Here is a 22,873-nt window from a genome sequence, read left to right as displayed (position 1 = left end):
GGTTACATGATGGAATGCTTCTCGGAAAGCGGATAGTCCATTCCAGCATGCGGACACCGCGGCAAGCGGTGGAGTGGTTTCGCGGGCGTATCGGAGCACCGGGGGGGGACATCCGAGGGCACGCGAGGGAGCAGGCTTCGTTGCCCGCGGCGCTCACGGGTCATGCCCGGTGGAGAGAGAAGCGAAACCACCGGGTAACGACTACCTATGTGGCGTGACGCATAGTGTCCCACCGACTCGCCGATCCCGCCATTGGAGCTTCGTCACAACACGGCCGGGGCACGCCGCCGCCCCCTCGGCCGAAGCACCGAGGGGGCGGGAGGTCGGAGGAGGGGCGCACGGCGGCGACCCGCCGCCGTGCGGGTCAGAGCGCCGCGCCGAAGAGGGCGCCGAGCCCGTACGTCACGGCCGCGGCGGCGCCGCCGAGCACCAGCTGGCGCAGCCCGCTGTACCACCAGCCGCGCGCCGTCACCCGGGAGACCACCGCACCGCAGGCGAACAGGCCGAGCAGCGCGAGCACCACGGCGGGCCACAGCGCGGTCGCGCCGAGCAGGTACGGCAGTACGGGCAGCAGGGCGCCCAGCGCGAACGATCCGAAGGACGACCACGCAGCCACCATCGGCGAGGGCAGGTCGTCGGGGTCGATGCCCAGCTCCTCACGGGCATGGATCTCCAGCGCCTGCTCGGGGTCCTTCGACAGCTGCATCGCCACCTGGCGGGCGAGCGCGGGCTCCACGCCCCGGGCCACGTACAGGGCGGCGAGCTCCTCCATCTCGTCCACCGGGTGCTTGCGCAACTCCCGGCGTTCCACGTCGAGTTCCGCCTCGACCAGCTCGCGCTGGGAGGCGACGGAGGTGTACTCGCCGGCCGCCATGGAGAAGGCGCCGGCCGCCAGTCCGGCCAGCCCGGTGATCACGATGGTCTGCTGGGACACCGCGCCACCCGCGACACCGGTCATCAGCGCGAGGTTGGAGACGAGCCCGTCCATCGCGCCGAAGACCGCCGGGCGCAGCCAGCCGCCGTTGACGTCGCGGTGGGTGTGGTTGTCGCGGTGGGCCTCGTGAAGCGGCGCCTCGGTCTCGATGATGGACACAGTTCTCCCCTTGCTCAGCACAGCGGGTCCGGGTGACCCCGCTCCCCCAACACCTTCGAAAATACGCACGATGTAAGGGGCGTGCCAGCAAGGCAGGCTTTACTAACTTGCCGCTCCGGGATCGCTTCGGGCCGGTCACGGACTCGGCTTCGGCACCGTGGCGGACCGGCCGCGCGCCGCGTACCGCCGCCACCACTGGGTACACGCGACGCACCGGACACCGCGCTCTCCCCGCCGCCTCACCCCCGGCCGACGGTGACCGCGCGCACTCCGCCCGCCGGTGCCGGCGGGAGGTCGGGACACCGGCCCGGCGGTGCCGCACGGGCTCCGTCGCCGGGCGGCCCGACCGCCCGTCCGGCCGCCGGACCGCCGCACGAACGGCCGTACCACCGCCGCCCGCCCCTTCGACCCCACCGGACCCGACGCCCTCACCGCCCCCGACCCACCGACTCACCGACTCGGCTCACCGACCGGTCCCCGCGCCGGCCGACGCAACAGGAGGCACATCACCCATGACGCACATCGCGGTGCTCGGCAGCACCAGCATGGACCTCGTCACCTATGTGAGCAGGGCACCCGGGCTCGGCGAGACCGTCACCGGGCGGGAGTTCCGCACGGTGCCCGGCGGCAAGGGCGCCAACCAGGCCGTCGCCGCCGCCCGTGCCGGTGCCGACGTGACGATGATCGGCGCCGTCGGTTCGGACGAGTTCGGCGCCCGGCTGCGCGCCGGACTCGCCGGCGCCGGAGTCGACACCGGCCATCTGCGCACCGTCGAAGGCCCCTCCGGCACCGCTCATGTCGTCGTCGACGACGAGGGCGGCAACTCGATCGTCGTGATCCCCGGCGCCAACGGCACCGTCACCTGCCTCTGTCCGGGCGACGAAACCCTGATCGCCACCGCGGACGCCCTGCTCCTCCAGCTCGAACTGCCCCTCTCCGCGGTCGTCGCCGGCGCCGAGGCCGCCCGCCGGCACGGCGTCCGCACGGTCCTCACCCCCGCCCCGGCGCGGCCCCTGCCGCCCGAGCTGCTGGCCGCGACCGACCTGCTCGTGCCCAACGAGCACGAGGCCGCCGCCCTCACCGGCCTGGCCGACCCGCACGCGGCGGCCGAGGCACTGCTGCGTGACGTCCCGGAGGTCGTCATCACCCTCGGCGGGTCGGGCAGCCTGTACGCGGCCCGCGGGACGAGCCCCGTCACGCTCCCCGCGCCCCGCGTCCGGGCGGTCGACACCACCGCCGCGGGTGACACCTTCGTGGGCGCGCTGGCGGTCGCGCTCGGCGAGGGCAAACCGGTGGCCGACGCCCTCACCTGGGCGTCGTCGGCCGCGGCGCTCTCCGTCCAGCGCCCCGGCGCCTCGTCGTCCATGCCCTGCCGCCCGGAGATCGACGCGGCATGACCCGCCCGGTCCACCGGTCGCGGGCTTGAGGCCCCGTGCCCCGGGCCGGCGCCGGCCCGTGGTGGCCCGGCCGCGACCCGGGACGCACGGCCGTCACCGCCCGGCCCTCTCCGGCCCGGCTCTCTCCCGCCTGCCCGAGCCGGGCCGTGCCACCGCCCGCACAACGGAAGGCGGCCGTCCGGAACCCTGCCGGGTACCGGACGGCCGCCTCTCCCGCCCCACGCGCCGAGCACCGGCGCCGAGCGGTCAGCTCTTGTTGTCCGCGCCCCCCGGGGAGCCCGGGGCCGCCGCGGTGTCCGCCGGCCCCGCCGTCCCGGGCGTCTTCGCCGTCCCCGGCGTCCTGGCCGGCTCGGTCTGCTCGGCCGCCTTCGTCAGCTTGGCCGGCTTCGGTGTTCCGGCCGCCTCCGGTGCCTTCACCGGCTTCCGCCGGGCGGACCGGCCCGTGTCCTCGGGCCCGGTCCCGTCCTGGTCGTCCCCCGGTCCGGCGGCCGCGGGTTCCACGGTCTCCTCGCGGCCCGGCCGCGTCCGCGACGACAGCACGATGTACGTGACCGCCAGCAGGAGGACCAGGATCGCCGTCCAGACGTTCAGCCGGATGCCGAGGATGTGGTGCGCCTCGTCCACCCGCATGTACTCGATCCAGGCCCGGCCCGAGCAGTACGCGGCGACGTACAGCGCGAACGCCCGGCCGTGGCCCAGCCCGAACCGGCGGTCCGCCCAGATCACCAGCAGCGCGACGCCCACGCACCACAGCGACTCGTAGAGGAAGGTCGGGTGGTACAGACCCTCCTGACGGTTCGGGCCCTCGCTGATCCGCAGTGCCCACGGCACGTCGGTCGCCCTGCCGTACAGCTCCTGGTTGAACCAGTTGCCCCAGCGGCCGATGGCCTGGGCGAAGGCGATACCGGGCGCGATGGCGTCCGCGTACGCCGGCAGCGGGATGCCACGGCGCCGGCAGCCGATCCAGGCGCCCACCGCGCCCAGCGCGATCGCACCCCAGATGCCGAGGCCGCCTTCCCAGATCTTGAAGGCGTCGACCCAGTTCTCACCCTCGCTGAAGTACAGCTGGTAGTCGGTGACGACGTGGTAGAGCCGGCCGCCGACAAGGCCGAAGGGCACCGCCCAGACGGCGATGTCCGCCACGGTGCCGGCTTTGCCGCCCCGGGCGATCCAGCGCTTGTTGCCGTACCAGACGGCGACGAAGACACCGATGATGATGCAGAAGGCGTAGCCGCGCAGCGGGAGCGGTCCGAGGTGGATCACACCGGTCGACGGGCTGGGAATGTAGGCAAGGTCCATGGCAGCACCGACGCTACCCTGCCGGGCGGGAGACGGGGCAACCCGCCCGGCAAAGACTGCATAACGAGCGCCGGCCGCCGCGCCGGACCACGGACAGCCCCTGGCGGCCCCCCGGGAATCCCGCTCCGGTGGCCGGGCCATGGGGGCGGGGACGGGTCAGCGCTCCGGCGCGGCGGGGGTCCGCGGGGCGGCCGGCGGCGAGGGGAACGCCGTCCCGGGCTTCTTGCCCTTGTTCGCCTCGGCGACCCACTTCTTCAGGTTGTCCACGGAGATCTGCTCCTTGCCCTTGTTCGGGAAGACGGACTCCCCGTTGAGCAGGACGGTCGGAGTGCCGCGGAAGTCGCCCTCGCGGAACGCCTGGCTGGACTTGTTCACCCAGCCGTCGTGCCTGCCCTCGGACACACAGCCGCGGAAGGCGGGGGTGTCCAGCCCCTTCACCTTCCCGGCCAGCTCGAACAGCTTGGCGTCCTGGGCGAAGGCGTCGTCCGGCTCGGGCGGCTGGTTCTGGTAGAGCACGTCGTGGTACTGCACGAACCGGCCGGCGTCCTGGGCGCAGGCCGCGGCGTTCGCCGCGTTCAGCGAGCCGCTGCCGCCCATGTTCCCGTCGATGATGGTGGCCAGGTGGTACTCGACCCTGACCTGCCCGGAGTCGACCAGCTCGTGGATGGCGTTCCGGGCGGCGTTCTCGAACTGGGCGCAGGCCGGGCAGCGGAAGTCCTCCCAGATGGTGAGCGTGGACGGGGCGTCGGTCGCGCCGACCGGGATGGCGAGCCGGTCCTTGCCGCTCGCGCCCACCGGCGCGGTGACGGGACCCGAGGCGGAGTCGTCGCCGTCCCGGCCCGCGTTGGCGGCGATGACGCCGATGACGGCGGCGAGGCCGAGCACACCCACGACGGCGGCCGACACGATCACGGTGCGCCTGCGCCTGTCGCGGGCCTTCTGCCGCTCACGGTCCCTCTGGAGGCGCTCACGGGCGCTCCCCCTGCCTGCACTGTTGTTCTCGCTCACGCCCACAGCAACGAACCGGGGAGGCACGCGCGTGCCTCCCCGGTCCACATCCACCCGTACGAGCTATGCGCCCGCCGTGGAGCGCCGCACGCCTCGGGCGAGTTCGCCCGCCAGTTCCCGTACGGCCGTGATGCCGGCCGCGTGGTCGTCGGCTTCGAGGAGCCGCTTGACGAACGCGGAGCCGACGATGACGCCGTCGGCGAAGGACGCCACCTCGGCGGCCTGCGCGGCGTTCGACACGCCGAGACCCACGCAGACCGGCAGTCCGCTGGTGGCGCGGGTGCGGCGCACCAGGTCGGCGGCCTGTTCGCCGACCGACTCGCGGGTGCCGGTGACGCCCATCAGGGACGCGGCGTACACGAAGCCGGAGCCGGCCTCGGTGATGGTGGCGAGCCGCTCGTCCCTGCTGCTGGGCGCGACGACGAAGACGGTGGCGAGACCGTGCTTCTCGGCGTGTTCGCGCCATGTCCCGGACTCCTGGACCGGCAGGTCGGGCAGGATGCAGCCGGCGCCGCCCGCCTCGGCCAGTTCGGCGGTGAAGCGCTCGACGCCGTACCGGTCGATGGGGTTCCAGTACGTCATCACCAGCACCGGCTTCCCGGTGGCCCGGTGCGCCTCGCGGACCGTGCGCATCACATCGGCGATCCGGACGCCGCCGCGCAGCGCGATGTCGTCGGCGGTCTGGATGACCGGGCCGTCCAGGACCGGGTCGCTGTGCGGCAGCCCCACCTCGACGACGTCGGCGCCGCCGTCGAGGACGGCCTTGACCGCGTCGATCGCGCCGTCGACGGTCGGGAAGCCGGCCGGGAGGTAGGCGATGAGGGCGGCCCGGTCCTCCGACCTGGCCTGCTCCAGGGTGTCGGTCAGCAGTCGCAGGTTCCCGCTCACTTGGTGTCCCTCTGGATCTCGGCGGCGCCGTCCTCGGCGGAGGCGTCGGCCTCGACCGGGGCGGCGTCGGTGTCGTACAGCCCGAAGTAGCGCGCGGCGGTGTCCATGTCCTTGTCCCCGCGGCCGGAGAGGTTGACCACGATCAGCCCGTCCTCGCCGAGCTCCCGCCCGACCTCCAGGGCGCCGGCCAGCGCGTGCGCCGACTCGATGGCCGGGATGATGCCCTCGGTACGGGACAGCAGGCGCAGGGCCCGCATGGCCGCGTCGTCGGTCACCGCCCGGTACTCGCCGCGCCCGGTGTCCTTGAGGTACGAGTGCTCGGGCCCGATGCCCGGGTAGTCCAGGCCCGCCGAGATCGAGTACGGCTCGGTGATCTGGCCTTCGTCGTCCTGGAGGACGTAGGAGCGCGAACCGTGCAGGATGCCGGGCTCGCCCACGGTCAGGGTGGCCGCGTGCTCACCGGTGTCGACGCCGTGCCCGGCCGGTTCGCAGCCGATCAGCCGCACGCTCGTGTCCGGGATGAAGGCGTGGAACAGGCCGATGGCGTTGGAGCCGCCGCCGACGCAGGCGATGGCCGCGTCCGGGAGCCTGCCCGCGCGCTGGAGGATCTGGCGGCGGGCCTCCACGCCGATGACCCGGTGGAAGTCGCGGACCATCGCGGGGAAGGGGTGCGGGCCGGCGACCGTGCCGAAGAGGTAGTGGGTGCGGTCGACGTTGGCGACCCAGTCGCGGAACGCCTCGTTGATGGCGTCCTTGAGGGTGCGGCTGCCGGACTTCACCGGGACGACCTCGGCGCCGAGCATCCGCATCCGGGCGACGTTCAGCGCCTGGCGCTCGGTGTCGATCTCGCCCATGTAGATGGTGCATTCGAGGCCGAACAGGGCGCACGCGGTGGCCGTGGCCACGCCGTGCTGGCCGGCCCCGGTCTCGGCGATGACCCGGGTCTTGCCCATGCGCTTGGTGAGCAGGGCCTGGCCGAGCACATTGTTGATCTTGTGCGAGCCGGTGTGGTTCAGGTCCTCGCGCTTGAGGAAGACCCGTGCGCCACCCGCGTGCCGGGCGAACCGGGGCACCTCGGTCAGGGCGCTGGGACGGCCGGTGTAGTTGACCATCAGGTCGTCGAGTTCGGCGGCGAAGGCCGGATCGGCCTTGGCCTTGTCGTACTCGACGGCGACCTCGTCGACCGCGGCGACGAGCGCCTCGGGGATGAACTTGCCGCCGTAGGCACCGAAGTACCCCTCGGCGCTGGGGACCTGTCCCTCGGGATCGGGGATGAAGAACTCGCTGGGCATGCGATCGCTCCTCGCGGGGGCGGCGCCCCCGGATGTCTCGGCTGAACGGTGGTCACGGTACGCGTCGGCGCCGCCCCGGCCCCGGTCGCCCGGGGCGCCCGTCGGGGGAGGACCGCGCCCACGCCCGGACGCCGAGCGGAGACGCTCGGGGGGCGGAGGCTACGGGAGACGGGGGCGGCTGCCGGAGGGGCGGAGGCGCGTGGTGCCCGGGCGCCATCGCATGCCGTTGACCTGGCCGGGCTCGTCCCCGATGACATAGCGCACCCGGCGCCCGTGCACCCGCCGGGCCGGTGCCCGGCAGCCGCGCGGGCGGCAGCCCCGGGCGAGCCCGGCGTACGCGTCACGGCCCGCCGGGACGTCCATGGACGCCGTGAGCGGGTACGCGCGGGTGGCGCCGGGAACCGGCGGGGGCACGGTACGGCCGTCCGCGTACGCGCCCGGGGCACCGCCGTCGGCCTGGGTACCGCCTGCCGCGGTGAGCCGCCCGCGCCCGCGTGCGGCCGACGGCGCCGGGCGCGGGCGCGTCCGGGGCGGCGTCGGGGCCGTGGCGGGGTGGGCGGCGGCTGTCATCGCGGGGTCAGCCGCGTCCGTGCCTCAGGGCCGGGTGGGCGCCGGCGGCGACCAGGTCGGCCACCGCGGCCCTGGGGTCGCGCCCGGTGACCAGGGATTCGCCCACGAGCACCGCGTCGGCGCCCGCGTTGGCGTACGCGATCAGGTCGTGCGGGCCCCGGACACCCGATTCGGCGACCTTCACGACGCTGTCGGGGATCTCCGGGGCGACCCGCTCGAACGTGCCCCGGTCCACCTTGAGGGTCCGCAGGTCACGCGCGTTGACGCCGATGACCCGGGCGCCCGCGTCGACGGCCCGCTCGACCTCTTCCTCGTCGTGCACCTCGACCAGCGGGGTGAGCCCGATCGACTCGGCCCGCTCGATCAGCGACTCCAGGGCGGGCTGCTCCAGGGCGGCCACGATCAGCAGCGCCAGGTCGGCGCCGTACGCCCGCGCCTCCCAGAGCTGGTAGGCCGTGACGATGAAGTCCTTGCGCAGCACGGGGATGTCGACCTTGGCGCGCACGGCCTCCAGGTCGGCGAGGGAGCCGCCGAAGCGCTGCTGCTCGGTCAGTACGGAGATGACGGCCGCGCCGCCCGCCTCGTAGTCCGCGGCCAGGGCCGCCGGGTCGGCGATCGCGGCGAGCGCGCCCTTGGACGGGCTGGAGCGCTTGACCTCACAGATGACCTTGACGCCCTCGCCACGGAGCGCGGCCGCGCCGTCCTTGGCCTGCGGGGCCTTCGCCGCCCGCTCCTTGAGCTCGTCGAGGGAGACACGCGCCTGTCGCTCTGCGAGGTCGGCGCGTACGCCGTCGATGATCTCGTCGAGCACACTCACGCGAGAGGCCCCCTTCCGGGAGGGTGATGGTGGAGCAGGATCAGTCACCTCGATGGTATCCGCAGGTGGGCCGAGTGTCCGCATCCGGTTGACGCCGCCGCTGTGACCTGCGGGTTCATGGAGCGAGGGCAGAACCCACCGGCAGGTTTCGGACGATCGTGAAGAGGGCCAGGACGGCGCCGAGTACCCACCACCACACGGGGCGGACGGTGACCCGCGACGGCGTCCCGCGCACGGCGCGCACCAGCCAGACCGCCATCACCACGGCGAAGACGGCGTAACCGGCGACGGCCAGCGCGTTGCAGCCGAGCGCGGTGACCAGGTCGCCCCGGGCGAAGGCGTGGGCGCTGCGCAGGCCGCCGCAGCCCGGGCAGAGGATGCCGGTGAAACGCAGCAGCGGGCAGACCGGGTAGTGGCCGGGCTCGTTGGGGTCGACGGTGCCGACGTAGGCGAAGGCCGCGGCCACACCCGCCAGGGTGGCCACGGGCGCGGCCAGCCGCCGGGCGCGCGAGGGCGGCGCGGGCGGGGTCCGCGGGGGGCCTGGCGGGAGCCCCGGTGGCGCTGCCCCGGTGGCGGGCGGAGCCGGCGGCGGTGTCGAGGCGCTCGGAGCTGGAGTCGGCATGGCGTCCACCCGGGGATTGTCGCCGCTGGAACGGAAAGGCGCAGCCCGGCCGTGCCGGACCGCGCCTCGCGTCGTGGAAGTGCCCGAACGGGTCAGGAGGCGGCGTCCGCGTGCGCGGTCTCCGGGGTGCGGTCCTTGCGGGCCGCCTCGGCGCGCGCCTGGTCCAGGGCGGGCGAGGGCTTCTGGCCGAGCCCGGCGGCCTTCATCGCGAAGCCGACGACACCGCCGAGCAGGATGACGGCCATGCCCACCCAGAAGCCGAGCGGGTTGGCCGCCACCATGCAGGCACCGGCGACGCAGAAGCCGATGAAGGAGATGGTGACACCGGTCCAGGCGGCCGGGGTGTGTCCGTGGTCGCTGCCCGCCATGAATTGCTCCTCGTTGCTGTTGCTCTGTGTACGGCCCCGCCGGGTGCGGACGCTCAGCGCCATTGTCCCGCACGCGCGCGTGCCGGGTGATCCGGGGGTGTGCCTCCCGGGTCGCCGGTCAGACCCCGCGCGTGGGGTCCTCGCCGCGGTCCAGGGCCTTCCACAGGTCCTCGGGCCGGTCGGGGTCGGTGGCCGGACGGGCCCGGCGGGCCGGACGCGGGCCGCCGTCGCGTTCGTACCGGCCCGACATGGCGGGCCAGCTCCGGCCGTGGCGCAGCGCCAGCAGCCCGGCCAGGAGGATCAGCAGGGCTCCGGCGGCCGCCACGTAGGGCCAGGCGGTGTGGCCGAGCTCCGCGGCGCGGGCGGCCGTGTCACCGGTGGTGGCCGCGGCCCTCTCGTGCAGCGCCGTGGCGTCGGAGGCCCCCAGGTACGCGGCGGCCGCCGCGCCCGCGCCGCTCAGCGCGAGCAGGGCCGAGACGACGAACCGGCCGGCGCGCCGTACCGCGAAGACGGCGACCAGGGCGGCGAGGCCGACGACGGCCAGGGCGGTCGGCACGCCGGTGACGTCACCGCCGGAGGCCTCCAGGGGCACGGTCCCGCCGCCGACCGCGACCGTGCCCTCGGCCCAGGTCTGGCCGGAGGAGAGCAGGACGACGGTCGCTCCGACGGCGCCGAGGAAGAGGGCCGCGGCGAGGCTGTGACGGCCGCCCCGGGCGGCCGTCACGTCCGGCGCGCCGGTGGCGCGGGGCTGGGGTACGGATGCGGCAGTCACGCACTCCACTATCCCTTACGTCCTCACGCGCCGTTCATCCGGTTGGCGCTGTGCACGGCGCGCAGCACCGCCGCCGCCTTGTTGCGGCACTCGGTGTCCTCGGCGGCCGGGTCGGAGTCGGCGACGACACCGGCCCCGGCCTGCACGTACGCCACGCCGTCGCGCAGCAGCGCGGTACGGATGGCGATGGCGGTGTCGGAGTTGCCCGCGAAGTCGAGGTAGCCGACACAGCCGCCGTACAGTCCGCGCCGGCTCGGCTCCAGCTCCTCGATGATCTGCATGGCCCTGGGCTTGGGCGCGCCGGAGAGCGTGCCGGCCGGGAAGCAGGCGGTCAGCACGTCGAAGGCGGTGCGGCCCTCGGCGACCCGGCCGGTGACGGTCGAGACGATGTGCATGACGTGCGAGTACCGCTCCACCGACATGAAGTCGACGACCTCGACGGAGCCGGGCCGGCAGACCCGGCCCAGGTCGTTGCGGCCCAGGTCGACGAGCATCAGGTGCTCGGCGCGCTCCTTGGGGTCGGCCAGCAGCTCGTCGGCGAGCGCCTGGTCCTCCTGCGGCGTGGCCCCGCGCGGGCGGGTGCCCGCGATGGGGTGCACCATCGCGCGACCGTCGTCGACCTTGACCAGTGCTTCCGGGCTGGACCCGACGACGTCGAAGCCGTCGAAGCGGAAGAGGTACATGTACGGCGAGGGGTTGGTGGCCCGCAGCACGCGGTAGACGTCCAGCGCGCTCGCGGCGCACGGCGTCTCGAAACGCTGGGAGGCCACCACCTGGAACGCCTCACCGGCCCGGATGCGCTCCTTGATGTCCTCGACGGCGACCTGGTACGCCTCGCCGCCCCACCGGGCGGTGCTGGGCGGCAGCTCGGAGGGCGGCAGCGCGACGGGGGCGGTCCGGACCGGCTGGGCGAGGTCGGCCGCCATGGCGTCGAGGCGGGCGACGGCGTCCGCGTACGCCTCGTCGACGCCGGTGTCCAGGTCGTTGTGGTTGATCGCGTTGGCGATCAGCAGGACCGTGCCGTCCCAGTGGTCGAGCACGGCCAGGTCGGAGGTGAGCAGCATGGTCAGCTCGGGCAGGTGGAGGTCGTCCGTGCCGTGCTCGCCGATGCGCTCCAGGCGGCGCACGATGTCGTAGCCCAGGTAGCCGACCATGCCGCCGGTGAAGGGCGGCATCCCCGCGGCGGGGTCGTGCGCGGTGGCGTCTCCCCCGCCGGGCGCGGGAGGGGTGTGCAGGGCTTCCACGGTGGCTCGCAGGGCGTCGAGCGGGTCGCCGTCGACGGGCACGCCCACGGGAGGGGTGCCGAGCCAGTGGGCCCGGCCGTCGCGGGCGGTGAGCGTGGCGGCGCTGCGTACCCCGATGAAGGAGTACCGCGACCAGGACCGGCCGTTCTCGGCGGACTCCAGGAGGAAGGTCCCGGGCCGCTCGGCGGCCAGCTTGCGGTAGAGGCCGACCGGGGTGTCGCCGTCCGCGAGCAGGCGGCGGCTGACCGGGATGACGCGGCGGTCGGCCGCCAGCTTGCGGAACGTGTCGAGATCCATGGCGTCAGACCCTACTCAGCGGGAGGACGTCGGCGTCGAAACAGGTGCGGGCGCCGGTGTGGCAGGCGGCCCCCACCTGGTCGACCTTGACCAGGACGGTGTCGGCGTCGCAGTCCAGGGCGACGGACTTCACGTGCTGCACATGGCCGGAGGTGTCGCCCTTGACCCAGTACTCCTGGCGGCTGCGGGACCAGTAGGTGCAGCGGCCGGTGGTGAGGGTGCGGTGCAGGGCCTCGTCGTCCATCCAGCCGAGCATGAGCACCTCACCGGTGTCGTACTGCTGGGCGATGGCCGGGACCAGCCCGTCGGGGCTGCGCTTGAGACGGGCGGCGATGGCCGGGTCAAGGTTGCTGGTCATGGGGCCATTGTGCCGTGGGCGGCGCACCGGGCCGGGGGGCGTCCACTGGGCGGACCGTGCCCGCCGCCCGTACGCTGGCGGTCATGTCGACCCATGCCAAACGTGAACGGCTCCTCCTCGCCGACCTGTTGGAGGCGGCGGGCCCCGATGCCCCGACCCTGTGCCCCGGCTGGACGACCCGCGACCTGGCGGCCCATGTGGTGGTGCGCGAGCGGCGGCCGGACGCGGCTGCCGGGATCCTGCTGGCACCGCTGCGCGGCCGGCTGGAACAGGTGCAGGCGGAGTTCGCCTCCAAGCCGTACGACGAACTGGTCCAGCTGATCCGCACCGGCCCGCCGCGGCTGTCCCCGTACGCGATCAAGCAGATCGACGAGGGCGCGAACACGGTGGAGTTCTTCGTGCACGCCGAGGACGTGCGGCGGGCGCGGCGGGACTGGACGCCGCGGGTGCTGGACCCGGTGTTCTCGCAGGCCCTGTGGACGCGGCTGGAGAAATCGGCGCGGCTGCTGTGCCGCAAGGCGCCGGTGGGCCTGGTGCTGCGCAGGCCGAACGGCCAGACGGTGGTGGGGCACCGGGGCACCCCGGTGGTGACGGTGACCGGGGAGCCGGGCGAGCTGACCATGTTCGCGTTCGGGCGCCAGGACGTGGCGGACGTGGCGGTCGACGGCGACAAGGACGCGGTGGAGCGGCTGCACGCCACGAAGCAGCTCGGCATCTGAGCCGGGCGGGGCGGTCGGGTGGGCGCGGCCCGCCGGACCGCCCCGCGCACCGGGGCCCGGGGGGGGACGGGGACCCGGGAGGAACCACCGCGTCTGATGCCGGCGGCCGGGGGCACCATCGAGGGTACGCAGGTGACCCGCAGCCGACCGGGGAGGCCCGACAGTGATCAGAATCGCCATGACCAGCGTGTACGTGGACGACGAGAAGGAGGCCCACGCCTTCTACACCGACGTGCTGGGCTTCGAGACCCGGACGAACCTCGATCTCGGCGGGGCGCACTTCATCACCGTCGCCGCGCCCGGGCAGGACGTGGAACTGCTGCTGGAGCCCGGTGACAGCCCGGTGGCCCAGCAGTACCGCGAGGGGCTGCGGGAGGCCGGGCTGCCGAGCATCGTCCTCGCGGTCGACGACCTGCGGGGCATGTACGAGCGGCTGAGCGGTCAGGGCGTGGTGTTCACCCAGGAGCCGACCGAGCACGGACCGGTGCTGACGGCCGTGCTGGACGACACCGTCGGCAACCTGGTCCAGCTCGCCCAGCCGCTGGGGTGACGCGCGGTCAGCGCACCGGGTGGCCGGCTTCCCGCAGGGCGCCCTTCACCTCGGCGATCCGCAGGTCGCCGAAGTGGAAGACGGAGGCCGCCAGGACCGCGTCGGCGCCCGCCTCGATGGCGGGCGGGAAGTGGGCGAGCCGGCCCGCGCCGCCGGAGGCGATCACCGGGACCGTGACGTGCTCGCGCACCGCCGCGATCATCTCGGTGTCGTACCCGTCCTTGGTGCCGTCCGCGTCCATCGAGTTGAGCAGGATCTCGCCGGCGCCCAGCTCGGCCGCCCGGTGCGCCCACTCCACGGCGTCGATGCCGGTGCCCCGGCGTCCGCCGTGCGTGGTGACCTCGAAGCCGGACGGCGTGCCCGCCGCGGTGCGGCGCGCGTCCACCGAGAGGACCAGGACCTGGCGGCCGAAGCGCTCGGCGATCTCCTGGATCAGCTCCGGGCGGGCGATCGCCGCGGTGTTGACGCCGACCTTGTCCGCGCCGGCTCGCAGCAGCTTGTCGACGTCGTCGGCGCTGCGCACGCCGCCGCCGACGGTCAGCGGGATGAAGACCTGCTCGGCGGTGCGGCGCACCACGTCGTAGGTGGTCTCCCGGTCGCCGGACGAGGCCGTGATGTCCAGGAAGGTCAGCTCGTCGGCGCCCTCGGCGTCGTACAGCTTGGCCATCTCGACGGGGTCGCCCGCGTCGCGCAGGTTCTGGAAGTTGACGCCCTTGACGACCCGGCCGTTGTCCACGTCCAGGCAGGGGATGACTCGAACCGCGAGGGTCATGACGCGGGGCCTCCTGCCGCTCCTGGGGTGCGGTACGCCTCGACCTCGACCTCGACCACGAGCCGGGAGTCGACCAGGCCGTTGACGATGAGCATCGACGCCGCCGGGCGGACCGCGCCGAACAGCTCCTGGTGGGCGCGGCCCACCTCGTCCACGTCCCGGGCGTGGGTGAGGTACATCCGGGTGCGCACGACGTCCGCCGCGCCCAGGCCGAGCTGCGCGAGCGCGCCGAGGGCGACGTTGAAGGCGTTGACCGCCTGCTCGTAGGGGCCGCCGTCGACGATCTGCCCGTCGACGACCGAGGTGCAGCCCGAGACCAGGACCAGGCCGTTGGGCAGCTCCACGGCACGGGAGTAGCCGAACTCCTCCTCCCAAGGCACGCCGGTCACCACATGTCGTACGGAGTCGGTCATTCCGCCACCGCCGCGAGCGCCTCTTCCAGGGTGAACGCCTCGGCGTACAGCGCCTTGCCGACGATCGCGCCCTCGACGCCCTCGGGCACCAGCGCGGCGATCGCCCGCAGGTCGTCCAGGGAGGAGACGCCGCCCGACGCGACGACGGGCTTGTCGGTGGCGGCGCAGACGTCGCGCAGCAGGTCCAGGTTGGGCCCCTGGAGGGTGCCGTCCTTGGCGATGTCGGTCACCACGTACCGGGCGCAGCCCTCGGAGTCCAGGCGGGCGAGCGTCTCGTACAGGTCGCCGCCGTCGCGGGTCCAGCCGCGGCCGCGCAGGGTGGTGCCCCGTACGTCCAGGCCCACCGCGATCTTGTCGCCGTGCTCGGCGATGACCTTGGCGACCCACTCGGGGGTCTCCAGCGCCGCCGTGCCGAGGTTGACCCGGGTGCAGCCGGTGGCGAGGGCCGCCGCCAGGGAGGCGTCGTCCCGGATGCCGCCGGACAGTTCCACCTTGATGTCCATCGCCCCGGCGACCTCGGCGATCAGGTCCCGGTTGTCGCCGGTGCCGAAGGCGGCGTCGAGGTCGACGAGATGCAGCCACTCGGCGCCAGCGCGCTGCCAGGCCAGGGCGGCCTCCAGCGGGGAGCCGTACGACGTCTCCGTACCGGACTCGCCGTGGACGAGCCGGACGGCCTGGCCGTCCCGGACGTCCACGGCGGGGAGGAGTTCGAGCTTGCTCATCTCAGCGGATCCTCGGTGTAGGGCTAGAAGGTGTTGAGCCAGTTGGTCAGCAGCTGGGCGCCGGCGTCGCCGGACTTCTCGGGGTGGAACTGGGTCGCCCACAGCGCGCCGTTCTCGACGGCCGCCACGAACCGCTCGCCGTGCGTCGACCAGGTGACCTTGGGCGCGCGCATGGCGGCGTTGGTGACCTCCATGGTCCAGTCGTGGACCGCGTAGGAGTGCACGAAGTAGAAGCGGGTGTCGCCACCGAGGCCGGCGAAGAGCTCGCTGTCGCCGGGGGCCTCGACGGTGTTCCAGCCCATGTGCGGGACGACGGGGGCCTTGAGCGGGCCGACCGTGCCGGGCCACTCGTCCAGGCCCTCGGTCTCCACGCCGTGCTCGATGCCGCGCCCGAAGAGGATCTGCATCCCCACGCAGATGCCCATCACGGGCCGGCCGCCGGCCAGCCGGCGTTCGACGATCCAGTCGCCGCGGGCGCTCTTCAGGCCGGCCATGCAGGCGGAGAAGGCACCGACGCCGGGCACCAGCAGCCCGTCGGCGTTCATGGCCCGGTCGTAGTCGCGGGTGATCTCGACATCGGCGCCGACGTGCGCCAGGGCCCGCTCGGCGGAGCGGATGTTGCCGAATCCGTAGTCGAAGACCACGACCTTCTTCGCGGTGCTCATGCCGCTCACTCCCAGATTCCCTGGATCCGCAGGACGCCCGCCACCAGGCACATCAGCGAGGCGATCGACAGCAGGACGATCAGGCCCCGGGGCATCTTCTGCTTGGCGAAGGAGTACACGCCGCCGGCCAGGAAGAGGCCGACGACGATCAGGACGGTCGACAGGCCCGTCACAGCGCGCCCTTGGTGGAGGGCAGGATGCCGACCGCGCGCGGGTCGCGCTCCGAGGCGTACCGCAGGGCGCGGGCGAGGGCCTTGAACTGGCACTCCACGATGTGGTGGGCGTTGCGCCCGTACGGCACGTGGACGTGCAGCGCGATCTGCGCCTGGGCGACGAACGACTCCAGGATGTGCCGGGTCATCGTGGTGTCGTAGGAGCCGATCATCGGCGCCATGTTCTCCGGCTCGGTGTGCACCAGGTAGGGGCGGCCGGACAGGTCGACGGTGACCTGGGCGAGGGACTCGTCCAGCGGCACCGTGCAGTTGCCGAACCGGTAGATCCCCACCTTGTCGCCGAGGGCCTGCTTGAAGGCGGCGCCCAGCGCGAGGGCGGTGTCCTCGATGGTGTGGTGGGAGTCGATGTGCAGGTCGCCGTCGGTCTTGACGGTGAGGTCGAACAGGCCGTGGCGGCCGAGCTGGTCGAGCATGTGGTCGTAGAAGCCGACTCCGGTCGACACGTCGACCTCGCCGGTGCCGTCGAGGTCGATCTCGACGACGACGGACGTCTCCTTGGTGGTGCGCTCGACCCGTCCTACGCGGCTCATGAGCTCTGCTCCTTCTTCAGTGCGCGAACCGCATCGAGGAACGCGTCGTTCTCTTCGGGCGTGCCGGCGGTCACCCGCAGCCATCCGGGCACCCCGTTGTCCCGGACCAGGACGCCCTTGTCGAGGATCCGCTGCCATGCGGCGTGGGCGGCTCCCTCGCCGTCGAACCGTCCGAACTGCACGAAGTTGGCGTCGGAGTCGGTGACCTGGTAGCCGATGGCGCGCAGCTCGGCGACCAGCCGGTCGCGCTCGGCCTTCAGCTGCTCGACGTACCCCAGCAGCGTATCGGTGTGCTCCAGGGCGGCCAGCGCGGTGGCCTGGGTGACGGCCGACAGGTGGTACGGCAGGCGTACCAGCTGGACGGCGTCGACCACGGCCGGGTGGGCGGCGAGGTACCCCAGGCGCAGTCCTGCCGCGCCGAACGCCTTGGACATGGTCCGGGAGACCACCAGGTTCGGCCGGCCCTCGATCAGCGGCAGCAGCGAGGGGCGGTGGCTGAACTCCACGTACGCCTCGTCCACGACGACCAGCGACGGCCTGGCCGCCTGGGCCGCCTCGTACAGCGCGAGGACCGTCTCCGCGTCGACCGCCGTACCCGTGGGGTTGTTGGGGGAGGTGATGAAGACGACATGGGGGCGGTGTTCGGCGACGGCCCGCCGGGCGGTGTCGGCGTCGACGGTGAAGTCGTCGCCGCGCGGCCCGGAGATCCAGCCGGTGCCGGTCCCGCGCGAGATCAGGCCGTGCATCGAGTACGAGGGCTCGAAGCCCATGGCGAGCCTGCCCGGCCCCGCGAAGGTCTGCAGGAGCTGCTGGATGACCTCGTTGGAGCCGTTGGCGGCCCAGACGTTGGCGCGGGAGACCTCGTGCCCGGTGGTGCGGGTGAGGTAGGCGGCCAGCTCGGTGCGGAGCTCGACGGCGTCCCGGTCGGGGTAGCGGTTGAGGGTGCGGGCGGCCTCCCGCACCCGCTCGGCGATCCGCTCGACCAGCGGCTCGGGCAGCGGGTACGGGTTCTCGTTGGTGTTGAGGCGCACCGGCACGTCGAGCTGGGGGGCGCCGTAGGGCGACTTGCCGCGCAGCTCGTCGCGGATGGGCAGGTCGTCGATACCGGTGGTCACCGCTGCGGCACCTTCCAGCCGAACCTGGCCTTGATCGCCGCGCCGTGCGCGGGCAGGTCCTCCGCCTCGGCGAGCGTCACCACGTGGTGGGCGACCTCGGCCAGGGCGTCCCGTGTGTAGTCCACGAGGTGGATGCCGCGCAGGAACGACTGCACGGACAGGCCCGAGGAGTGGCAGGCGCAGCCGCCGGTGGGCAGGACGTGGTTGGAGCCGGCGCAGTAGTCGCCGAGGGAGACCGGCGCCCACGGGCCGACGAAGATCGCGCCCGCGTTGCGCACGCGTCCGGCGACGGCGGCGGCGTCGGCGGTCTGGATCTCCAGGTGTTCCGCGCCGTAGGCGTCGACCACCCGAAGGCCCTCCTCCACCCCGTCGACCAGCACGATCGCGGACTGCCGGCCGGCCAGGGCGGGCCGGATCCGGTCCTCGACGTGCTTGGTGGCGGCGACCTGGGGCGCCAGTTCCCTCTCGACCGCCTCGGCCAGCGCGACGGAGTCGGTGACCAGGACGGCGGCGGCCAGCGGGTCGTGCTCGGCCTGGCTGATCAGGTCGGCGGCCACGTGCGCCGGGTCGGCGGTGTCGTCGGCGAGCACCGCGATCTCGGTCGGGCCGGCCTCGGTGTCGATGCCGATCCGGCCGGTGAAGTACCGCTTGGCGGCGGCCACCCAGATGTTGCCGGGGCCGGTGACCATGTTGGCCGGAGCGCAGGACTCGGTGCCGTACGCGAACATGGCGACGGCCTGCGCGCCGCCCACGGCGTACACCTCGTCGACGCCCAGCAGGGCGCACGCGGCCAGGATGGTGGGGTGGGGCAGGCCGCCGAAGTCGCTCTGCGGCGGGGAGGCGAGCGCGATGGACTCCACCCCCGCCTCCTGCGCCGGTACCGCGTTCATGACCACGGACGAGGGGTAGACGGAGCGCCCGCCCGGCGCGTACAGGCCGACGCGCTCGACGGGAACCCACTTCTCGGTCACCGTGCCACCGGGCACCACCTGGGTGGTGTGCTGGGCTCGGCGCTGCTCGCGGTGGACGGTCCTGGCCCGCCGGACGGACTCCTCCAGCGCCGCGCGCACGGCGGGGTCCAGCTCGGCGAGGGCACGGGTCAGCGCGGCGGCGGGCACGCGGACCTGGTCGAGCCGGACGCCGTCGAACCTCTCCGCGTAGTCGATCAGCGCCGCGTCGCCCCGATGACGCACGTCCTCGCAGATCGGCCGCACCTTCTCCAGGGCGGCCGCCACGTCGAACTCGGCTCGGGGCAGCAGGTCGCGCAGGGCGCCACCCTCGGGGAGGGCGTCGCCGCGCAGATCGATTCGTGAGATCACAGGTCAATTCTCGCAGACGGTTTCCCGCCTCAGGTCGTCCGTATCACTGGCTGATACACGCCCCGGTGGCGGCTTCTCGTCACTCCTGACCGTGAGCGTTCAGGCCGTTACTCAGCGGGAAGAACAACCGTACGAAACAGGGACCGGAGGGGGCGGCAGTGACCGAGCCGCACGAGGAGGATGTGCCGGGCGACCTCAGCCCCGCCGAGCTGGGGATGTGGCAGGCGTTCCGGATCGGCGCCACCTATGACCTGAGTACGGGCAACGCGATGCTGGACGATCCGTTCTCGCCGCGGGTGTGGCCGCACGAGCGGCAGGTGCGCGCCGACAAGGTGGCGCTGCTGCTGCTCGACGGTCCGCCCGCGCTGGCCGGCCGGGTCTCGGCGCTGAAGCTGCGCGGGGTGCACGTCACCGGGACGCTGGACCTGGCGGGCGGCACCGTCGCGCCGTACGTGGAACTGCACGGCTGCCGGTTCGAGCACGAGGTGGTGCTGCCGGAGTCGCGGTTCACCACGCTGCGGATGGTCGGCTGCGCGATACCCCGGCTGGAGGCGGCCCGGCTGCACACCGAGGGCGATCTGCACCTGCCGCGCTGCCGGGTGGACCGCGGGGTGCGGCTGACGGACGCCCAGATCGGCACCGACCTGCTGATCAACCAGATCCACGTGGGGCCGGACCGGCGCGGCCGGGCCATCGTCGCGGACGGGATGTCGGTCGCCCAGGACCTCCAGGCGGAACTGATCGAGACCTACGGCGAGTTCAGTCTGCGCGGTGCGAAGGTGGGTGTCTCGCTGAGCCTGCGCGGCAGCCGGCTGCGGGGCGCCGAGGGTCGGCGGGCGCTGAACGCGCCGCAGCTCAGCGTGGAGCGGACGCTGTACATGACCTACGCCTGGGTGAGCGACACCACGGGCGCCGTGGCGGGGGCGACGCCGCCGGGCGGGCTGGGCCTGGCGGGCGTGTACACCCCGACGCACGGCACGCGGAAGCAGCCCTTCGAGTGCCGGGGCGGCGTCCGGCTCGACGACGGCCGGTTCGGGGACGCGGTGGACCTGCACGAGGCCCGGTTCCTGCTGTCGACGGAGCGCCGGGAGGAGCTGTCGCTGCGCCGGATCGTCACCCCGGAGCTGCGGTTCAACGCCGAGCGGCCGGAGCAGGGGCGCGTGGTGCTCAACGGCGCGAAGGTGATCACGCTGATCGACCAGTCCACCAGCTGGCCGGGGCCGGGCGGGCTGGCGATGGGCGGCTTCGTCTACGAGAACCTGGTCCCCTACGGGCACTTCCCGCTCGCCCGCCGCCTGGAGTGGGTGGCGGCGGCGACCCCCGAGTACGCCCCGGAGCCGTACGAGCGGCTGGCGGCGGTGCTGCGCGCCAGCGGCGAGGACTCCGACGCCCGGGAGGTGCTGCTGGCCAAGCAGCGCCGCCGGCGCGAGACGCTGCCGCTGGCCGCGAAGATGTGGGGCTACCTGCAGGACTGGACGGTGGCCTACGGCTACCGGCCGGGCCGGGCGGCACTGTGGATGGCGGTGCTGTGGGCGGCCGGCACGGTCGCCTTCGCCCGCGCCGGCCCCGCTCCGATCAAGACGGAGGAGCATCCGCACTGGAACGCCGCGCTGTACGCGCTGGACCTGCTGCTGCCGGTGATCAACCTGGGGCAGGACGGGTACTGGCGGCTCGAGGGCATCTGGCAGTGGGCGTCGACGGTGATGATCCTGCTCGGCTGGGTGCTCGCCACCACGGTCGCGGCGGGCGCGTCCCGGCTGCTGCGGCGCAGCTGACGTCCCGCCCGGCCGGTGCGCCGCCGTACGCCGTCCGCCTTCTTTACCTTCTCTTGACATTCGGCAGTGCAACCATTCCGCTCCCACGAAAGCTTCACAGACCACTACTGGCGCGGCTCCCACCTGCGGTTTTCAATGGTCCGCACCATGACACTGCTCCGTGCCCTGTTCCGGCCGGCCCGCGCGGCCCGGCGCCCCGCGCGGCTCGCCGACGCCCCGCCGCCGGAGACCGCCGACGGTCTGCCGCCGGACGACGCGGTGCTGCTCGACGCACCCGACGAGCGGCTCGGCCCGGTACTGGTGGCCGCCGCCCTCGGCGACCACGGGCCGGCCGCGACGATGCTGCGCGCCACCCGGACCGCTGCCGAGTGGGAGCGCCGCGACCGGTACGTGACGCGGCTGGCCGCCTTCGCCCTCAGCCGCGACGAGTGGCTGACCCGCTGGCTGGCGCTGGCGCCCGGGGACCCCGACGCGCTGCTGGTGGCGGCCCAGCTCGCGGTCCGCCGGGCCTGGCGCAGCCCGGCCCGGACGGAGCGGCTGCGCGAGGCGGCGCCGCTGATCGACGCCGCGGCCCGCACGGTGCCGGCCGATCCGGTGCCCTGGCGGCTGGCGCTCGACCACGCGCGGGGCACGCGCGCCTCCCACACCGCCTTCGAGGCCCTGTGGGAGCAGGCGGTACGCCGCTGCGCGCACCACTACGGCTGCCACGTGGCGGCGCTGCGGTACCTGTCCGCGTACCGGTACGGGGCGCACCGCGAGTGCTTCGACTTCGCCGAGCAGGCCGCCGAGGACGCCCCGGCGGGCTCGCTGACCAGGGCGCTGCCGGTGCGGGCCGCCTACGCGCAGCTGGTCAGCGGCGACACCGCCGCCGTACCGCCGGACCGCCTGGACGCGGCGGCGGACCTGGCCATCGAGGTCTCGGGGCGGTACGCGCCGGCCGACCCGTGGCCGGCCGAGGTGCGCAACGTCCTGGCGTACGTACTGGTGGAGCGGGCCCGGTGGGCGGCGGCGCACGATCAGTTCCGGCTGATCGGGCCGTACGCGACGTCCGTTCCCTGGTCCTCGTCCGGCCCCGACGCGCTCCTGGGCTTCCTCGACGCGCGTGCCGGGGTACGCCGCGAAGTGGCGGGTGACGTCCCGTTGCGCGGACGGGCCGGACGCGGGCGTCCCGGCGGCCATTAGGCTTGACCGCTGTGACCACCGCTCGCCTGCCCCTCTTCCCGCTGAACGCGGTGCTGTTCCCCGGCCTCGTGCTGCCGCTCAATGTCTTCGAGGAGCGTTATCGCGCCATGATGCGCGAGCTGCTGAAGATCGACGAGTCGGAACCGCGCCGCTTCGCCGTCGTCGCCATCCGTGACGGCCGCGAGGTGGCACCGACCGCGCCCGGCCTGCCGGACCAGACCGCCCTGCCGGAGAAGGGGCCCGCCGCGGGCTTCGGACCCGACCCGATCCAGGCGTTCCACCCAATGGGCTGCGTCGCGGACGCCGCCACCATCCGGGAGCGGGACGACGGCAGCTTCGAGGTGCTGGCGACCGGTACGAAGCGGGTCGAGCTGCGCTCGGTCGACGCCAGCGGTCCCTTCCTGACCGCAGAGGTCGAGGAGCTGGAGGAGGAGCCGGGTGAGGAGGCGGACACCCTCGCCGAGGGCGTTCTGCGGGCCTTCCGCTCCTACCAGAAGCGACTGGCCGGCGCGCGCGAGCGGTCCCTCGCCGCCGGGGTGGAGCTGCCGGACGAGCCGTCCGTGGTCTCGTACCTGGTGGCAGCGGCGGCCGTGCTGGACACACCGACCAAGCAGCGGCTCCTCCAGGCGCCGGACACGGCGGCGCGGCTGCGCGAGGAGCTGCGGCTGCTGCGCTCGGAGACGGCGGTGCTGCGGCATCTGCCCTCCGTGCCCGCGGTCGATCTGACGCGCGCGCCCACCAGCCCCAACTGACGCGAGGGAGACGGACCCGACGTGGTGAGGAAGGCCGGCAGGCAAGCGGACGCAGGACGTGGAGCGCGCCCGGACAAGGGCGGCGGCCGGCGGGCCGGCGG

25 protein-coding genes and 1 pseudogene are annotated in these 22,873 nt (G+C 73.8%); 6 read left to right on the top strand and 20 right to left on the bottom strand.

The window, feature by feature from the left end; genetic code table 11:
- Positions 1-364: 364 nt before the first annotated feature.
- Complete coding sequence (locus AB0H53_RS23625; RefSeq protein ID WP_362116698.1) at positions 365-1,093, bottom strand: VIT1/CCC1 transporter family protein; 729 nt, start codon at positions 1,091-1,093, stop codon at positions 365-367.
- Between the two features lie 512 nt (positions 1,094-1,605).
- Between AB0H53_RS23625 and rbsK the strand changes: the two genes are divergently transcribed.
- The gene (rbsK, locus tag AB0H53_RS23620; RefSeq protein ID WP_362116695.1) at positions 1,606-2,490 is read left to right on the top strand and encodes a ribokinase; all 885 of its coding nucleotides are present in this window, start codon (positions 1,606-1,608) and stop codon (positions 2,488-2,490) included.
- Between the two features lie 486 nt (positions 2,491-2,976).
- Here rbsK and lgt read toward each other — a convergent pair.
- The 11 genes and pseudogenes from lgt to hisI form a co-directional block, all read right to left on the bottom strand.
- Positions 2,977-3,789 (bottom strand): annotated as a pseudogene (gene lgt, locus AB0H53_RS23615) (prolipoprotein diacylglyceryl transferase); the annotation flags it as partial.
- A gap of 156 nt (positions 3,790-3,945) precedes the next feature.
- Positions 3,946-4,797, bottom strand: a complete 852-nt coding sequence (locus AB0H53_RS23610; RefSeq protein ID WP_362116692.1) for a thioredoxin domain-containing protein — start codon at positions 4,795-4,797, stop codon at positions 3,946-3,948.
- 63 nt (positions 4,798-4,860) lie between these two features.
- Complete coding sequence (gene trpA / locus AB0H53_RS23605) at positions 4,861-5,685, bottom strand: tryptophan synthase subunit alpha (RefSeq protein ID WP_362116689.1); 825 nt, start codon at positions 5,683-5,685, stop codon at positions 4,861-4,863.
- The gene (gene trpB / locus AB0H53_RS23600; protein ID WP_362116686.1) at positions 5,682-6,977 is read right to left on the bottom strand and encodes a tryptophan synthase subunit beta; all 1,296 of its coding nucleotides are present in this window, start codon (positions 6,975-6,977) and stop codon (positions 5,682-5,684) included. Before trpB ends, trpA begins: the two co-directional genes overlap by 4 nt.
- A 159-nt stretch (positions 6,978-7,136) precedes the next feature.
- Positions 7,137-7,340: a hypothetical protein gene (locus AB0H53_RS23595; RefSeq protein WP_362116773.1), complete on the bottom strand. Its 204-nt coding sequence runs from the start codon at positions 7,338-7,340 to the stop codon at positions 7,137-7,139.
- 214 nt (positions 7,341-7,554) lie between these two features.
- Positions 7,555-8,364 (bottom strand): indole-3-glycerol phosphate synthase TrpC, encoded by an 810-nt coding sequence (gene trpC / locus AB0H53_RS23590; RefSeq protein WP_362116683.1) that lies wholly within the window; start codon positions 8,362-8,364, stop codon positions 7,555-7,557.
- A 115-nt stretch (positions 8,365-8,479) separates the two neighbouring features.
- On the bottom strand, positions 8,480-8,986 hold the full coding sequence (locus tag AB0H53_RS23585) for a DUF2752 domain-containing protein (protein WP_362116680.1): 507 nt from the start codon (positions 8,984-8,986) through the stop codon (positions 8,480-8,482).
- A gap of 92 nt (positions 8,987-9,078) precedes the next feature.
- Complete coding sequence (locus AB0H53_RS23580; RefSeq protein WP_362116677.1) at positions 9,079-9,354, bottom strand: HGxxPAAW family protein; 276 nt, start codon at positions 9,352-9,354, stop codon at positions 9,079-9,081.
- A gap of 118 nt (positions 9,355-9,472) precedes the next feature.
- Entirely contained in the window at positions 9,473-10,135 is a 663-nt protein-coding gene (locus AB0H53_RS23575) for a TIGR02234 family membrane protein (RefSeq protein ID WP_362116675.1), read from the bottom strand.
- Positions 10,136-10,149: 14 nt separating this feature from the next.
- On the bottom strand, positions 10,150-11,667 hold the full coding sequence (locus AB0H53_RS23570) for an anthranilate synthase component I (RefSeq protein WP_362116672.1): 1,518 nt from the start codon (positions 11,665-11,667) through the stop codon (positions 10,150-10,152).
- A gap of 4 nt (positions 11,668-11,671) precedes the next feature.
- The gene (hisI, locus tag AB0H53_RS23565) at positions 11,672-12,025 is read right to left on the bottom strand and encodes a phosphoribosyl-AMP cyclohydrolase (protein ID WP_362116669.1); all 354 of its coding nucleotides are present in this window, start codon (positions 12,023-12,025) and stop codon (positions 11,672-11,674) included.
- Positions 12,026-12,108: 83 nt separating this feature from the next.
- Here hisI and AB0H53_RS23560 point away from each other — a divergent pair, with 83 nt between their 5' ends.
- Both AB0H53_RS23560 and AB0H53_RS23555 read left to right on the top strand, forming a co-directional pair.
- Positions 12,109-12,744 carry a TIGR03085 family metal-binding protein gene (locus tag AB0H53_RS23560; RefSeq protein WP_362116666.1) on the top strand — a complete coding sequence of 212 codons (636 nt, stop codon included), beginning with the start codon at positions 12,109-12,111 and terminating at the stop codon, positions 12,742-12,744.
- Positions 12,745-12,907: 163 nt separating this feature from the next.
- Complete coding sequence (locus AB0H53_RS23555; RefSeq protein WP_362116663.1) at positions 12,908-13,294, top strand: VOC family protein; 387 nt, start codon at positions 12,908-12,910, stop codon at positions 13,292-13,294.
- A 7-nt stretch (positions 13,295-13,301) separates the two neighbouring features.
- Here AB0H53_RS23555 and hisF read toward each other — a convergent pair whose 3' ends face one another.
- Genes hisF through hisD form a run of 8 tightly spaced genes read right to left on the bottom strand, consistent with a single transcriptional unit; the run spans position 13,302 to position 19,063 of the window.
- The gene (gene hisF, locus AB0H53_RS23550) at positions 13,302-14,066 is read right to left on the bottom strand and encodes an imidazole glycerol phosphate synthase subunit HisF (RefSeq protein WP_362116660.1); all 765 of its coding nucleotides are present in this window, start codon (positions 14,064-14,066) and stop codon (positions 13,302-13,304) included.
- Positions 14,063-14,479 (bottom strand): RidA family protein, encoded by a 417-nt coding sequence (locus AB0H53_RS23545; protein WP_362116657.1) that lies wholly within the window; start codon positions 14,477-14,479, stop codon positions 14,063-14,065. The genes hisF and AB0H53_RS23545 overlap by 4 nt, the downstream gene beginning before the upstream one ends.
- A complete protein-coding gene (priA, locus tag AB0H53_RS23540) occupies positions 14,476-15,201 on the bottom strand; it encodes a bifunctional 1-(5-phosphoribosyl)-5-((5-phosphoribosylamino)methylideneamino)imidazole-4-carboxamide isomerase/phosphoribosylanthranilate isomerase PriA (RefSeq protein WP_362116654.1) in 726 nt (241 codons plus the stop codon). The genes AB0H53_RS23545 and priA overlap by 4 nt, the downstream gene beginning before the upstream one ends.
- A 23-nt stretch (positions 15,202-15,224) precedes the next feature.
- Entirely contained in the window at positions 15,225-15,866 is a 642-nt protein-coding gene (hisH, locus tag AB0H53_RS23535; RefSeq protein WP_362116651.1) for an imidazole glycerol phosphate synthase subunit HisH, read from the bottom strand.
- A 5-nt stretch (positions 15,867-15,871) separates the two neighbouring features.
- Positions 15,872-16,039 carry a hypothetical protein gene (locus AB0H53_RS23530; protein ID WP_362116648.1) on the bottom strand — a complete coding sequence of 56 codons (168 nt, stop codon included), beginning with the start codon at positions 16,037-16,039 and terminating at the stop codon, positions 15,872-15,874.
- On the bottom strand, positions 16,036-16,629 hold the full coding sequence (gene hisB, locus AB0H53_RS23525; protein WP_362116645.1) for an imidazoleglycerol-phosphate dehydratase HisB: 594 nt from the start codon (positions 16,627-16,629) through the stop codon (positions 16,036-16,038). Before hisB ends, AB0H53_RS23530 begins: the two co-directional genes overlap by 4 nt.
- Positions 16,626-17,744: a histidinol-phosphate transaminase gene (locus tag AB0H53_RS23520; protein ID WP_362116642.1), complete on the bottom strand. Its 1,119-nt coding sequence runs from the start codon at positions 17,742-17,744 to the stop codon at positions 16,626-16,628. Before AB0H53_RS23520 ends, hisB begins: the two co-directional genes overlap by 4 nt.
- A complete protein-coding gene (gene hisD, locus AB0H53_RS23515) occupies positions 17,741-19,063 on the bottom strand; it encodes a histidinol dehydrogenase (RefSeq protein WP_362116639.1) in 1,323 nt (440 codons plus the stop codon). The genes AB0H53_RS23520 and hisD overlap by 4 nt, the downstream gene beginning before the upstream one ends.
- A 158-nt stretch (positions 19,064-19,221) precedes the next feature.
- Here hisD and AB0H53_RS23510 point away from each other — a divergent pair, with 158 nt between their 5' ends.
- The 3 genes from AB0H53_RS23510 to AB0H53_RS23500 all read left to right on the top strand — a co-directional run bounded on the left by AB0H53_RS23510 (position 19,222) and on the right by AB0H53_RS23500 (position 22,772).
- Positions 19,222-20,838 carry an oxidoreductase gene (locus AB0H53_RS23510; protein ID WP_362116636.1) on the top strand — a complete coding sequence of 539 codons (1,617 nt, stop codon included), beginning with the start codon at positions 19,222-19,224 and terminating at the stop codon, positions 20,836-20,838.
- Positions 20,839-20,973: 135 nt separating this feature from the next.
- The gene (locus AB0H53_RS23505; RefSeq protein ID WP_362116633.1) at positions 20,974-22,020 is read left to right on the top strand and encodes a hypothetical protein; all 1,047 of its coding nucleotides are present in this window, start codon (positions 20,974-20,976) and stop codon (positions 22,018-22,020) included.
- Between the two features lie 11 nt (positions 22,021-22,031).
- Complete coding sequence (locus AB0H53_RS23500) at positions 22,032-22,772, top strand: LON peptidase substrate-binding domain-containing protein (RefSeq protein ID WP_362116630.1); 741 nt, start codon at positions 22,032-22,034, stop codon at positions 22,770-22,772.
- Positions 22,773-22,873 lie beyond the last annotated feature (101 nt).

The organism is Streptomyces sp. NPDC050856, from assembly GCF_040653855.1.
Classification (GTDB): Bacteria; Actinomycetota; Actinomycetes; order Streptomycetales; family Streptomycetaceae; genus Streptomyces.
Note: the sequence above shows the minus strand (reverse complement) of the source record. Positions and strands in the feature narration are given on the sequence as shown.

What these genes read in the sequence shown, in the direction of transcription:
- priA (WP_362116654.1), bottom strand. Translation starts at nt 15,201, where the DNA reads ATGAGCAAGCTCGAACTCCTCCCCGCCGTGGACGTCCGGGACGGCCAG.
- AB0H53_RS23545 (WP_362116657.1), bottom strand. Translation starts at nt 14,479, where the DNA reads ATGACCGACTCCGTACGACATGTGGTGACCGGCGTGCCTTGGGAGGAG.
- AB0H53_RS23560 (WP_362116666.1), top strand. Translation starts at nt 12,109, where the DNA reads ATGTCGACCCATGCCAAACGTGAACGGCTCCTCCTCGCCGACCTGTTG.
- AB0H53_RS23585 (WP_362116680.1), bottom strand. Translation starts at nt 8,986, where the DNA reads ATGCCGACTCCAGCTCCGAGCGCCTCGACACCGCCGCCGGCTCCGCCC.
- rbsK (WP_362116695.1), top strand. Translation starts at nt 1,606, where the DNA reads ATGACGCACATCGCGGTGCTCGGCAGCACCAGCATGGACCTCGTCACC.
- trpB (WP_362116686.1), bottom strand. Translation starts at nt 6,977, where the DNA reads ATGCCCAGCGAGTTCTTCATCCCCGATCCCGAGGGACAGGTCCCCAGC.
- AB0H53_RS23595 (WP_362116773.1), bottom strand. Translation starts at nt 7,340, where the DNA reads ATGGACGTCCCGGCGGGCCGTGACGCGTACGCCGGGCTCGCCCGGGGC.
- hisI (WP_362116669.1), bottom strand. Translation starts at nt 12,025, where the DNA reads ATGACCAGCAACCTTGACCCGGCCATCGCCGCCCGTCTCAAGCGCAGC.
- AB0H53_RS23580 (WP_362116677.1), bottom strand. Translation starts at nt 9,354, where the DNA reads ATGGCGGGCAGCGACCACGGACACACCCCGGCCGCCTGGACCGGTGTC.
- hisH (WP_362116651.1), bottom strand. Translation starts at nt 15,866, where the DNA reads ATGAGCACCGCGAAGAAGGTCGTGGTCTTCGACTACGGATTCGGCAAC.
- hisF (WP_362116660.1), bottom strand. Translation starts at nt 14,066, where the DNA reads ATGACCCTCGCGGTTCGAGTCATCCCCTGCCTGGACGTGGACAACGGC.
- hisB (WP_362116645.1), bottom strand. Translation starts at nt 16,629, where the DNA reads ATGAGCCGCGTAGGACGGGTCGAGCGCACCACCAAGGAGACGTCCGTC.
- AB0H53_RS23570 (WP_362116672.1), bottom strand. Translation starts at nt 11,667, where the DNA reads ATGGATCTCGACACGTTCCGCAAGCTGGCGGCCGACCGCCGCGTCATC.
- AB0H53_RS23505 (WP_362116633.1), top strand. Translation starts at nt 20,974, where the DNA reads ATGGTCCGCACCATGACACTGCTCCGTGCCCTGTTCCGGCCGGCCCGC.